The organism is Blastopirellula retiformator (genome assembly GCF_007859755.1).
Taxonomy (GTDB): Bacteria; Planctomycetota; Planctomycetia; order Pirellulales; family Pirellulaceae; genus Blastopirellula; species Blastopirellula retiformator.
On the sequence record NZ_SJPF01000006.1, the window covers coordinates 414871 to 428593 of the forward strand.

At 55.6% G+C, this 13723-nt stretch carries 7 protein-coding genes and 1 pseudogene; 6 read left to right on the forward strand and 2 right to left on the reverse strand.

The window, feature by feature from the left end; translation table 11 throughout:
• The first annotated feature begins 443 nt into the window (after positions 1-443).
• The 3 genes from Enr8_RS23585 to Enr8_RS23595 all read left to right on the forward strand — a co-directional run bounded on the left by Enr8_RS23585 (position 444) and on the right by Enr8_RS23595 (position 9855).
• The gene (locus Enr8_RS23585; RefSeq protein WP_186767835.1) at positions 444-8966 is read left to right on the forward strand and encodes a choice-of-anchor D domain-containing protein; all 8523 of its coding nucleotides are present in this window, start codon (positions 444-446) and stop codon (positions 8964-8966) included.
• A 65-nt stretch (positions 8967-9031) separates the two neighbouring features.
• Positions 9032-9433 carry a hypothetical protein gene (locus Enr8_RS23590; protein WP_222434932.1) on the forward strand — a complete coding sequence of 134 codons (402 nt, stop codon included), beginning with the start codon at positions 9032-9034 and terminating at the stop codon, positions 9431-9433.
• A gap of 137 nt (positions 9434-9570) precedes the next feature.
• Entirely contained in the window at positions 9571-9855 is a 285-nt protein-coding gene (locus Enr8_RS23595; RefSeq protein ID WP_146436477.1) for a DUF6444 domain-containing protein, read from the forward strand.
• A 287-nt stretch (positions 9856-10142) separates the two neighbouring features.
• Here the strand turns inward: Enr8_RS23595 and Enr8_RS23600 are convergent, their stop codons facing one another.
• Positions 10143-11207 (reverse strand): integrase core domain-containing protein, encoded by a 1065-nt coding sequence (locus Enr8_RS23600; RefSeq protein WP_146436479.1) that lies wholly within the window; start codon positions 11205-11207, stop codon positions 10143-10145.
• 481 nt (positions 11208-11688) lie between these two features.
• Entirely contained in the window at positions 11689-12078 is a 390-nt protein-coding gene (locus Enr8_RS23605; RefSeq protein ID WP_146436482.1) for a winged helix-turn-helix domain-containing protein, read from the reverse strand.
• A 146-nt stretch (positions 12079-12224) separates the two neighbouring features.
• Between Enr8_RS23605 and Enr8_RS26665 the strand changes: the two are divergent.
• From Enr8_RS26665 to Enr8_RS23620, 3 genes and pseudogenes are all read left to right on the forward strand, one after another.
• Positions 12225-12710 (forward strand): annotated as a pseudogene (locus Enr8_RS26665) (HNH endonuclease).
• Entirely contained in the window at positions 12707-13171 is a 465-nt protein-coding gene (locus Enr8_RS26670) for a phage terminase small subunit P27 family (RefSeq protein ID WP_146436485.1), read from the forward strand. Before Enr8_RS26665 ends, Enr8_RS26670 begins: the two are co-directional and overlap by 4 nt.
• Positions 13171-13723, forward strand: a 553-nt coding sequence (locus tag Enr8_RS23620; RefSeq protein ID WP_246120228.1) for a terminase large subunit domain-containing protein, incomplete at its 3' end; no start/stop codon positions are given. The genes Enr8_RS26670 and Enr8_RS23620, both read left to right, overlap by 1 nt.

Below are 13723 nucleotides of genomic sequence, written 5' to 3' on the forward strand. Positions count from 1 at the left end.
GTGATGGTCGATTCTTGTTGCCTCCCCGATCTCCCCAGGATGATTCTATGTGGTTTGAAAATCTTTCTGCCTTCTCGTCAAGTCTTGGGAAAAAAACAAACCGCCGCAACCGAAACAGAAAACGGAATCAACAAACGGTAGTTGTCCACGAAACACTGGAGTCGCGGGAATTGCTTGCGACGATGCGTTTTGCCGGCCTATTCGAATTTGAACAAACCGAAGGCGATTCGCTGTATGGATCCAGTCCATCTTATGTCACCAAGATAAATGGCTACACCAACGGACAGTACCTCTATTTTTCGCTCGGTGGAGACGCGTCTCCCGACGATATTGAGGCGATATACAGTTATAACACTTCACCGACCGATGATTACGAAGGAGGATACGACGAAGGATTAGGACTATTCTATGTATTCTCGGCCTTTTCGAGGGAAGACTGGGTCATGGATATCCGAATCGACTTTGCAGACGATTCGATTCTTGAAGGGACGGAAACGCTAGAACTGACGATCGTACAAGATCCCAATGACGCCAGTTCCTACTCAGTAGGCTCGAATGACACGATCACAGTCACCCTCTTTGACAACGAATACGTCGCATCGGAATCCAATACGACGGATGCGTATCAAGTTGGATTTTCGGAAGACGTACCGATCGGAGGATGTAGTTGTCAGTACACGGCAACCATCTATCAAAGCGGCAAGATCGTTCTGTCTTTCGAGGTAGAAATTAATTCCGTAATGAATGGCAACGACACGTTGACCATTGATGGCGAGTTTGCAGGGAAATCGTTTACCGGAAGTAACTATTTTTCGAGAAAGCCGGACGATACGGAACCAGATACCCTTTTCTATTCTTTCGAATTTAGCCGGAGCGAATTGGGAGAGGATGATTTTGGGTTATTTGAAGCAACGCTAACTAGCTCCGGCGACCATATGGACGGGGGACCGAAGACGCTTTCAGGTTTCGTCTTTTTTGGGCCAGCAAATAGCGTCTCGGTTAGCCCAATCCCAAAACTAGAAGAAGGGGACGATGGCATCACGCTGGCCGCCGGCGAAACCGGCGACTACTACGCGGATGATGGCATCGGCGGCTACGAAACTGCCGCCGGCACCTTTTCTAGCCTGGCCGCTGTTTCCGGCGGTTACGAGATGACGACTAAGGACGGAGCCGTCTATACGTTCGATTCCGACGGTTACGCGCTGACCAAGACCGACACCAAGGGACGCGTCACTACCTATTCGTACATCACCTACGGCGACAAGAAGCTAATCTCGTCGATCGTTGAGCCGACAATTACATTTACTTTTTCTTATTCCGACGACAAGCTAACCAGCGCGTCAACATCCCTGGGTGATTGGGTTAGCTTGGCCTATTCTGGTGACCTGCTTTCCACAGTCACGCGTAGCGATCCCGACGGCGCAGGACCGCTGTCGGCTCCTGTCACCACCTATTCGTACGATGGCAACGACCGCCTCACCTCGAAGACGGCCAACGGCCTCACGACCACTTACACCTATGACTCGACGGGGCGGCTCGCCTCGGTTCAAACGCCAGATGGGGCTGACACGGGCTACGTATCTCCGCAGCAAGCGGCTGTCTCAGGCGGGTCAGCGATCGAAACGGTGACGGGCAACGACGGGATTTCGGTTCAACGCGCCTACGACAGTCGTCGAAACGTTACGCGAGAAATCGACGCCCTGGGGAATGCCACGATCTTTGAGCGAGACGCGAATGGCCTCTTGCTGAAGAAGATCCTGCCTGATCCCGATGGCGCCGGGCCGCTGGCCGCTCCGGTCTACGAATACACCTACGACAGCCGCGGCAACAAGCTAACCGAAACGCTGCCGGACAAGTCGGTCCGCACCTGGATTTATCATTCCACCTGGAATCAGCCGATTCAGTACACCGACGCCAACGGCAACATCACACTCTATGAATACGACACGACTTACGAACTTCTCCTCTCGAAAACTTCGGTCATCGGCGAGATTGACGATTTGATCAATCAGGAAACGGACGATCTGACGACCAGCTACACCTACACTCCGGCGCCTACGCTTTCAACCGATGCGCCGATCAGCTTGATTGCGTCGATGACGGCGCCTGATGGCATGCTGACGGAATACGAATACGACGAGGACGGCAACCGCACCAAGACGACCTACGCCGTCGGCACGGCGGACGAAGCCTACACGAGCGCCACATACGACTCCAATGGCAGCATACTGACCGAGACTGACGAACTGGGCAACACGACGACCTACACCTACGACGATCTCAAACGTCGGCTATCGATCACGACCGCCGATCCCGATGGCGCGGGCCCCCTATCGGTGACCGTCACCAGTTACACCTACAATGCAGCTGGGCTGATGGCGACGCAAAGCGTCAATGGTCGCACCACGACCTACGAGTACGATTCCAAAGGGCGACTCGAGACCGTCACCGAAGAAGACCCAGACGATACCGGCCCGCTCACTGCCCCAGAAACCTCCTACACCTACGATTCCGACGGCCGTGTTCTCACCACCACCGATCCCCTCGGCAACGTCACCACCAACGCCTACACCGACGACCTCCTGACTTCCGTCACGGGCCCCGACCCCGACGATGCCGGGCCTCTTTTGGCGCCAGTTACGTCGTACACCTATGACGACAACGGTCAGATTCTCACGATCACCGATCCCCTGAATCGCGTCACCACCTACGAGTACGACGACCTTGGCCGCCAAATCTCGGTCACTTATCCCGATCCCGATGGCGTCGGTACGCTGGTGTCGCTAACCGAAACGACGGAGTACGACCTCTTCGGCCGCGTATCCAGTCGAACGGATACCGCTGGCGTCACCACCAGCTACACCTACGATCACGAAGGAAACATGCTGACCGAGACGACCCCGCTCGGTACGACGACCTACGCCTATGACGAGCTAAACCGTCAGATCGAAGTTGAAACGGCCGATCCGGATGACGCCGGACCGCTAGGCACGCTCGTCACGGTATATGCTTACAACGCCGCCGGCATGCTTGCTTCGGTGACCACTCCCAAGGGAACTACGAATTACGGCTACGACAATCGTCGCCGCCGCACCAGCGTCACCCAGGCCGATCCTGATGGTACGGGGCCGCTCACCGCCCCGGTCAGCTCGACAACCTACGACGACGCCGGCAATGTTTTGACCGAAACCGACGCCCTGGGGAACGTTACCAGCTACCAGTACGACGCCCTGAACCGGGTGATTGAAATCACCTCGCCTGATCCGGATGGCGCCGGCGCACTGATGTCGCCAGTGACCAGCTACGAATACGACGAGTTCGGTCAACTCGTCAGCATGACTGATCCGAACGGCGGCGTGACGACTTATGTCTACGACGACCTCGGCCGCAAAATCACAGAAATCTCGCCTGATCCGGACGACGCCGGCGCCCTCACTTCCCCCGAGGTTTCGTACGCCTACGACGCCAACGGTCAGTTGGTCAGCATGACTGATGAACTGGGGAACGTCACCACTTACGAATACGACAACCTCGGGCGACAGATCACCGTCACCCTGCCTGACCCAGATGGCGTCGGCTCGGCGACCGCGCCCGTTACAACTTACAAATATGACGCCGCCGGGCAATTGTCCAGCGTAACCGATCCGCTCGGCCGCAAGACAAGCTACACCTACGATGCTATGGGACGCACTCTGCTCGAAACGCTCCCCGATCCTGATGAAGGTGGGCCGCTCGTCGTGCCGTTCACGTCGTACACCTATGGCAGCGACGGTCGCCTGGCCAGCGTTACCGACACCGAGGGGCAGACCGTCAGCTACACCTATACTTCGTCAGGCCAGGTCGCCACGATGACCGACCCACGCGGCACAACCTTTTACTCCTACGACGCCATCGGTCGCCAACTGACCGTCACCGAACCCGACCCAGACGGCGCCGGACCGCTTTCGGCGCCTTCTACGACCTACATCTACGACAATGTCGGGAATATGGTTGGCGAGCAAACGCTGGACGGGACCACCCGCTACGAATACGACAACCTCGGCCGCGTCACCAAAGTCACTCAGCCCAACCCCGATGGCCCAGATCCCGAAAGTATCGTGGCGCCAGCGATCGAGGTGTATGAGTACTCGACCGACGAGGAAATTGAGAACGACGCCAGCACGTTCGACTTCGGCACGACGCCCGAAACGCGCACTCGCGTTCATTCCTTTGTCGTGGAAAACAGTGGCACTAGCCCGCTGGAACTGAGCTCCTTAAGCGTACCCTCCGGCTACACCTTGTTGCAAGATTTTCAGTCCACCACCTTGCAGCCTGGCGAACGGACAATCTTCAGTGTGCGTCTCGATTCGACATCCGCGGGAACCTTCTCGGGCGACATCACGTTTTCGACCAACGTCAACGGCAGTTCGACCTTCGAAATTCCAGTTACCGGAACCGTTGTCGCGATTAGCAACGTCATCGTCGTCAATTCGACCCGCGATCTCGATGACAGCAATACCTCCGATGGAGTCGCTTGGACTGGCTATACGAACTCGGAAGGAGAGAATGAAGTTACGCTTCGCGCCGCACTGGCTCAAGCGTACGCATCGCCAGGAATTGATCAAATTTTGTTCGACATTCCGACGACCGAGACAGGCTGGAATGGCGATTGGTTTGTGATCGAAGTTGCTCAGGGGTTGACGCAGCTTGGCAGTGCACTGCTCTTGTCTGGCAGTGATGGGACCTTAATCCGGGCTGATTCTCAGCCAGGCTATGCTGGTAGCCCGCTTATCGAGCTGCGCGCGACCAATTCCGGTTATCATGGCATCCACGTCGGGGCAAGTGGAGGATACAGCGAGATTCGCGGTCTGTCGATTACTGGCTTTAGTGGCGCCGGAATAAATGTCGGAGTCTCAAATACCCACATCGCTGGCAACTACATCGGAGTTCGTCCTGATGGTACTGCGGCTGGCGACCAAGAGTATGGCATTTTCGTCGCCGATGCATCCTATTCCACCATCGGCGTTGATGGAGACGGGATCAACGACGATATTGAACGAAATGTGATTGTCAGCAGTAAATACGATGGCATTCGTTTGGAAGGTGTCTACGGAACAGCCAACCACCATGTCATTGCCGGAAACTATATTGGCATTGATCCGACTGGCGCGTCAGCCATGGCGAACAATTATGGTATTGAAATCGTCAACGCGTCGACGTTTAACCTGATTGGCACCAATGGGGATGGCATCAACGATGTTCTGGAGCGAAACGTCATTTCCGGGAACACCAAGTCAGGAATCCGCGCCTACAATAATTGGGGAGACGGCGGCCTGAACCAGATCTCTGGGAACTATATCGGCACCGATGCGACTGGCATGACGGCGGTTGCCAATCAGGAGGGCGGTATCCTTCAGTCAAATGGCTCGACGCATCCGATCATCCTGGGCACGGATGGCGATCAAATTGGTGACGACGTAGAGGGCAACCTCATCTCCGGCAACCTGCAATCAGGCGTCACCATCGGGAATATCCCCAACAATATCGTTAGCGGCAACCTAGTCGGCCTCGCCTCCGACGGGGTAACGGCGTTGGGAAATCAGTCCCATGGAATTTACGTACTCGCCGCCTCCAACGGCAATCAGATTGGCTCGAACGGTGATGGCTGGTCGGACGAATACGAAGGCAATATCGTCGCCCACAATGGCGGTATTGGCATTAATATCAGCCAGCAAAGTAACTACAGCTACGAGAACTCGGTTCGCAGGAATTTAGCCTACGACAACACAGGCCTCAACATCGGCGTGCATTCGTGGGCTGGCCAATATTCGAACGACGCTGGCGATGGCGATGGCGGCACGAATTACATGCAAAACTACCCGGTTATTACGCTTGCGACCGAGACCGCCGTTTCTGGAACGCTGAACAGTAATCCCAACGAAACGTTCACCATCGATTTCTATGGCAGCAGCGACCGGGACGCCAACGACCTGGCAGTCGCCCGGACCTATCTGGGCACGATCACGGTGACCACCGACGCCAATGGCGACGCTTCCTTCGCCGATGTGCCGCTGCTTGAATCGGCCACCTATGTGTCCGCCATCGCAACCGACGTCGACGGCAATTCCTCGATGCTCTCGCTTCCCACGCTAACGACAACCGCTGGCGGAGGCAGTGCCCCCGAGATCACGGTTGAGGAAGGGACTTCCGGAGGAGCAGAGTTGTTCCATGGGACCTCCACCGTCAGCTTTGGTACCGTGAAAGTCGGGGACTCCGTTTCCAAGACGTTCACCATCACCAACGACGGGACCACCAATCTGACCATTGGGGCCATTACGTTACCTTCCGATTTTGTCGTGACCCAATCGCCAGATGCGACCGTCACGCCAGGAAGCTACACGACGTTTACCGTCGAATTCACGCCTTCGTCCGCCGCCAATTACGCAGGCGACATCACAATCGCCACGAACGACGCCAACGAGAGTTCTTTCAAATTTTATGTGACGGCAGTGAGCGAAGTCGGGGCATTAGCTCCCTGGATGGTCTACGAATATGACGCCCTGGGCCGTACCATCAGCGAGACCGATCACCTAGGCCACGAGACGAGCTACGACTACGACAACCTCGGCCGCCTCATCAAAAAGACCGACGCCGAAGGTGGCGAAACCGAGTACACCTACGACGCCAACGGCAATCGACTGACGCTGACCGATCCGGAAGAGAATACGACCACCTGGACGTACGATCTATTAAATCGGATGCTCACCAACACGAATGAGCTGAACGACACGCGTTATTACGAGTACGACGCCGCGGGCAACCTGGTCGAATACACCGACCGCAACGGCCGCGTGATCGAGTACGAGTACGACGACCTGCATCGCCGCATCGCCGAAAACTGGATGGATGGCATAACGACGGTTCACACGATCACCTACAGCTATGACGCCGCGTCGCAACTGACTGAAGCGAGCGACACGGCCGCTACCTACACGTTCACCTACGACCGACTTGGCCGCAACACCAGCACCGAGCACGACCTGGCCGCACTCGGTTTTGACGTGGTGATCGACGAAGCGTACGACGCCCTCGGTCGCCGCACCAGTCTCACTGCGGAAATTGACGGTACCGACGACCTGGAAAACATCTACGCCTACGACTACTTGAACCGGATGACGCAAGTTACGCAAGGTTCGCAGTCAGGCGGCAACGCCGTCGCCGAAAAGCGGGTCGACTTTACCTACGACGCCGAAGACAAGTACCAATTCACGTCGATCACCCGCTTCGCCGACCTGGCCGGAACCGAAACGGTCGCCACCACCACCTATGGCTACGACTACGCCGACCAGCTGACAAGCCTCACGCATGCCGACGGAAGCAGCAGCACGCTCGCCGGCTACACCTACAGCTATGACGCAGCCAACCGCCTGACCGCCTTCACGGTCTACGGTCACTCCGCCGAAGACGCCACCTACAGCTACGACGACACCGATCAACTGACCGGCGCCGATCGTAGCGGCACAACGAGTGATGAATCCTACACCTACGACGACAACGGCAACCGCACCGGCGGCGGCCACTCGACCGGCGACAACAACCAGATCCTCTCCGACGGAACGTACAACTATACCTACGACGACGAAGGGAATCGGCTCACCAAGACCAACATCTCCACCGACGAGTATGAGGTGTTCGAATACGACTACCGCAATCGCCTGGTCAGCGTCACTAATTATGACGACTCCGATATCAAGCTCTGGAAAGTCAGTTACGGGTACGACTCCATTAATCAACTGGTCAGCCGCGAAGTTGATACCAACGGCAACGGCACGGTCGACGAGTCAGGCTATTTCATCATCGATAACGGCCAAATCGTCCTAGTGCTGGACAATGCAGGAGATGTCGAGCACCGCATGCTCTGGGGCCCGCAAGTCGATCAACTGCTGGCCGACGAAAACGCGGCTGGCGACGTCCTCTGGACGCTGACCGACCCGCAAAACACTGTCCGCGACTACGCTGAGTACGACGACTTGCTCGACGAAACGTCGATCGTCAACCACATCGCTTACGACGCCGTCGGCAAAGTCGCCAGCGAAACGAGCGGTGCGCTCGACGCTTTCCGCGTTCGCTACACCGGTAAATACGTCGACCCGCTAACCGACTTGCAATACAACCTCCACCGCTGGTACGACCCCGTGACAGCACGCTGGATAAGCCAGGACCCTATTGGGTTTAACGCGGGGGATGCGAATCTCTATCGATATGTGGGGAATGAGTATGTGAACGCCTTCGATTCTTCGGGGCTTTTTGCGATAAGCTTAACATTTGGGGCTTTTATTCCTATAGAAAAGGGTGAGGAAATTCTTGAGAATCCAGTACCTGGAATTCGGTGGGGGCTTGAGCCATCGCCCTGGAATATCAGTCCGATCAAACGGGAGTTCTGGATGTTCGGCACTGACAATCGAGAACGAGCGGGCGAAGACGGTTCTTACAGAATGCGATCCGAAACGGCAGCCCCATTTGATTCCACAGAAATTGGGCACTTAGAGCAGAAGGTGGACATCGATACAATGGCCGGCGCTAGTCACAGGCTGCTCGCTAGATACGACGATAGCACTAAGAAATACAAGGCCATTTCGGAAGTGCAAGAAAAAACTGCAGTTGCCACACAAAAAGTGGTCATAAGAGACGTGAATGCGTGCACCAGTACGATAGAGGTAGGCGCTGCGGCTCCTTATCCATTTATGCCAAGTCCGGATATTAGTTACTCGGTAACATGGACTCTATCGAAGAATTCAGATGGAACTGAAGTTTTAGTAACGGTTACAGGAAGGCATGATTGGTTTCCTGCCTATGAAGGCCTGGTAAATAATCACGTTGTCTATTCCGACTATCCTGAAGCTAGTGGCCCAGGCGCGAATCTCGTCACATTTCCGGGCGGTGCCGATCAAAAGCATTTCAAGCGAATTGCAAAAATATCCGAATAGCCATGAGAACATCGACAATTACAGTTTTCATAGTTGTAACGTCATTTATTGCAATTTTGTTGCTCTTGTCTTACTTTTACTATATTCAAAATCATTCACGCAAGCATGTGAAATTGATTGTCCCTGCTGGGTTTCGAGGGCAGATAGTCTTGCGAGAATCGGCGACAGGCAGTCCTTTCTCAAAGGCTCTCCTTCCTGATGGAGAAGAAGCAGCCGTTTACATTGTTCCTTCGGATGGAATTCTCAACACCCTTGATCTTGGGCCGCTAGAAAGCTGGCACATACTTTCGGCCGAATTTTCAGACGGTGTTTTTTTGCCGACATACCTTCAAATCGCAAGCTCAGGATCAAGGCTGAAAAGCGTGCACTTGCGTTCAACCGTATCCGTAGTTCGTGGAAGCGGTGAACGTGAGATTCACTATTTTGTCGGCACGCTCGACGAGTTTGAGCAATGGAAGAACAAATAGAGTGAGAGAATTCTTTAATTAAGCAGCGGGGTGGCCGTGGCGAATCCTTTCATTATTTTGGGTGGCCTTCGTAACCGTTCACCCCCCGTCCAAAAATCGCTCTTCCCTAAAACCCAGAAATCGGCGACGTTTTCCGTATGTCGCTCCAAATATCTGAAGAACTGATCGCTCGTCAAACGCCTGAGGCGCAGGCGATTATTCGTTTGTTGTTGGCGAGGATCGCGGAGCAAGACCAACGCATCGCCGAGCAAGATCAGCGGATCGCCAAGTTGGAGGCGGAGCTCAAATCGCTGCGGAAGACGCCGCAGAATTCTTCCTTGCCACCGAGCACCCAGCACCCGCACGCCAAGCCGGTCCGTCAAAAGCGCAAGAAAGCGAAACGCAAACGGGGCGGGCAGCCAGGCGTCCTGTGCAAAAAGTAAGTGCGGCCGATTGGACCGATTTGAAATCTCCGGTTATCGCAATTCCATGACGGCCCGAGTCCCGTGTCCCTCGGATTTGTCTCGTCCTGTGCAAAAAGTAAATTCGCGATATTTGATCGACTTGAGTAGTCCAAGAACCAGCGATGCAACGGCCGACGAATCGATGTCCCTGCGAGGGTTTTCGGTCGTGCTCCAGTATTTCGATCATTTGTTGGAGCATGAGCGCAGAAGAGCGATTACCGTTGGAAGATTGACGGTCGAAGAAGAAGAGAATGTCGCGAACAACTTCATGCCGCTTGACGATGATAGTGTTTCAGCGCACCGCCCAGTCGTTCATGACAGGTGATAGAACCGATCGATAGCACATCGGGCTGCGGCTCGTCGTTCGACGTCAGCAGTTCATTTTCCTTTCCCTGATGCGGCCGTTCCGCGTGATAGAAGTCGACGAACTCATTCACCAGATGGTCCATATGCTGCTCGCCAAACACCACAAAATGATCCAGGCATTCGCGCTGCAGCGTCTGGATGAACCGCTCGACGAACGCGTTGGTGTTGGGTGATCGGTAGGCTGATTTCACGACCCGAATGTCCGCGGCCTGGAACGTGGCGTCAACCTTGGCCGTGAACTTCTTGTCCCGATCATGCATCAAGGTTTCGATGGGTAGGTCAACTGACTTCACGTGCTCCAGGAACGCTTCAGCTTGCTGCATGGCCCATTCTTCATTGGGATGAAACGTTGACGGCGCGATGTAGACCTGGCGGGATTCGACATGCAGGAAAATCAGCAAATACAGATCCCGCCAGCCCTTCAGCGTCAGCACCTTCTTCGAATAGAAGTCGCATTGCCAGAGCGTCGCCGCATGCATCTTGAGGAACTCGTCCCACGTTCCTTCCCCGCGATTGGGACCTGGCTCGAGCCCATTCTCTTTCAAAATGTTTTTGACCGTGTTGCGTGACGGCGGCTTGATGCCGAGCTTCTTCAGTTCACCCATGATCCGCGTGTACCCCCAGTCGTTTTCACGGGCGAAACGGAGAATGAGTTCGCGGATTTCCTCNTTGGTTCGGGGGCGTCCTTTTCGAACTTGCTTGACGCCGCCCGGCTTCTTCGATTCGCGAATCCAACGGAGAATTGTACTTGGCCCCACAATGGTGACGATCTCGTGAACCGCCTGCCCCAGCTTCGCTCCAAACTTGACCAGCCGGTTCTTCTCTTGAGCGGTGACCGAGATCCGTCTCGGCAATTTGGACCGCAGCACCTCATTCTCGACCTTGAGATATCGGATCTGAGCAGCCAGCTCTTTTTGGGTCGATCCGGCGATCAGGAGCAGCAATTGGTGGTAAATGTTCTTCATCGTGCTAAGATGCCGAAGTCGTTGATGATACTGGAGATATCTTCTTTTCTGCACCCCGCAGCACGCTCGGCACTGCTCAAAATTCCCGTACGATTCATTTCATTGTGATTCGATCGCTGGTCGTAACGCCTAGTCGGGTCATGGCAAAAGTTCTCTGTTCGTAAAGGGTTCGGTTCGCTCCGAAGGGACCGAAAAGGACTCGGAATTCGTAACCTATTGCAACCGTTCGCTTTCCGTCATTTGGGCAGTAGAGAACTTTTCACGAAGAGGGTTTTGCACGGGGAGGGTTTCGTATGTAACACATGAGCCATGGAATCTTGCGAACATCAAGCGCCGTCGCGATGAATTCAGCAGCTTTCTGTCGGTGGGCGACGTTGGCCCGTGTTGCGAGCGAGATCGGAATTTGCCTAACCACGCCGCAAACGAAAAAACGCCCCAACATGTCGAACGTGGGGCGTCGTGTCGGAAGCTATCCGAGAACCTAGCCGTTAGCGGCGAACTTCCCCCGCTCGGTCTTCTTGAATCTGGCGCCCTGCCCTTTCGTGTTGATCTCCCGCAGGATGGCGCTGTAGAGCGTGGCATGGGGCGTCTTGCCGCCGGGGCTCGACCAATACCCTTTCGCCGCCATCGCCTCGACCATCTGCTTGGCATTGAGCGGTTCTTTCGATTCAGCCAGAACCTTCGCCGCCGCGTTGATCGCCGACATCCGTTTGGGCTCTTCAGTCTTCGCGGGCTTGGGATCCGGTTTCGGTTCGCTCGCTGGTGGCGTGGTCTTCGTTGCTTTTGCCGTTCGTGCTGTGGTGGCGCCCTTGCTGCTGGTCGTCTTGGTGGCGGCGGGCTTACGAGTCGAGGTGGTTTTCTTCGTGGCCATGGGTTTGCTCCGGTTCGTTGGAATTCGTTCGTCGCGATCCGCGTCGCGTTAACACACATGAGCCATGCATTCGGAAACACATCAAGCGCTGTTGGCGGCAATTCAGAAGAATCTTTATCAAGGGNGACAACGCCATGCCNAAGCGTATGAAGNGACGAAGCGANACGGTNAANCGTGTTGGNCGNAGCAACATCGAAGTNCGTCGTCCNTCACCNAGATCGNTGGGNTACGACGCCGACTGGGAACGAGTCGCNNAGCANCGNNGNNAGNTGGATCGNTACCTCTGCCAAACGTGTTTAGAGCAAGGCCTGCTTACTTCGGCGACCGACGTCGATCACATCATCCCGCTGCACGTTCGCATCGAATGGCGACTTGAGTTGGGCAATACGCAGGTGCTCTGTCGAACGCATCACCGGCGCAAGACGGAACAAGATAAACAGCTGTTCGGGTCAAGCACCGCGAGTTCGCTAACTGCAGAACAACAAACCCGCAGAGATACCCTNAGGAGGCTCCAGGAGCCGCCGAGAGGGACCGGGGNGGNGTCATTCATACCNGGATACGCCGCTTGTACCGTCGCGTTCCCCGCGCGCGCTTTTCCGCGAAATTGGGTACCGGGGGNGNNTNGNNCATGAAGGGACGTAAACCCAAACCGACGGTCCTGAAGATTCGCGAGGGAAACCCTGGCAAACGGGCTATCAACAAGGCGGAGCCAAACGCGCCAGATGACGTTCCTTCGTGCCCAGACTTCCTCGATGAAGTTGCNCANGAGGANTGGCATCGCATCGCNNNNATCCTNNCNGANATGGGATTACTCAGCACCGCCGACCGCGCCGCACTCGCCGCCTATTGCACCGTCTACAGTCGCTGGGTCCATGCCGAGGAGCAAGTGAGGAAGTTTGGCACGATCGTCAAATCGCCCGACAAAGGTTTTCCGATGAAATCGCCCTACCTCACAGTCGCGGACCAAGCGATGGAAACAATGCGAAAATTCCTAGTGGAGTTCGGGCTCACGCCGTCTAGCCGCAGCCGGATCCGCGTCGATCGTAAAACCGCCGCTGACGATGAATTCGATCTCTTTGTAGGAGCCGGATAGTGACCGTCCCGGACGAATGGATTCGGAGCTCCAATGACGAGCAGGCCGTTAGCCAAGGTTGTTGGTTCGACGAGAAAGCGGCGGAACGGGTGCGGGAGTTCTTTCTACGGTTCCTCAAGCACTCAAAGGGTCAATGGGCTGGCAAGCCATTTGAACTGCTGGATTGGCAATGGCACGATGTCGTCGGACCGCTGTTCGGCTGGAAACGAGCTGACGGATCTCGCCGTTTTCGCCGCGGCTACATCGAAGTGCCGAAGAAAAACGGCAAAAGCACGCTCTTCGCAGGACTAAGCCTCTACCTTCTAACCTGCGACGGCGAACCGGGCGCCGAGATCTATAGCGCTGCCGCCGATCGAGACCAGGCTTCGATCGTCTTCAACGAAGCGGCCAACATGGTCGATTACTCGCCCCACCTCGCCTCCCGGCTAAAAGTGGTCCGCTCCACCAAACGGATCGTCGACCATCGCAGCCGCTCCGTCTATCGCGCCTTATCGGCCGAAGTGCCCACCAAAGAAGGTCTCAACGCTCACGCTGTTCTCATGGACGAACTGC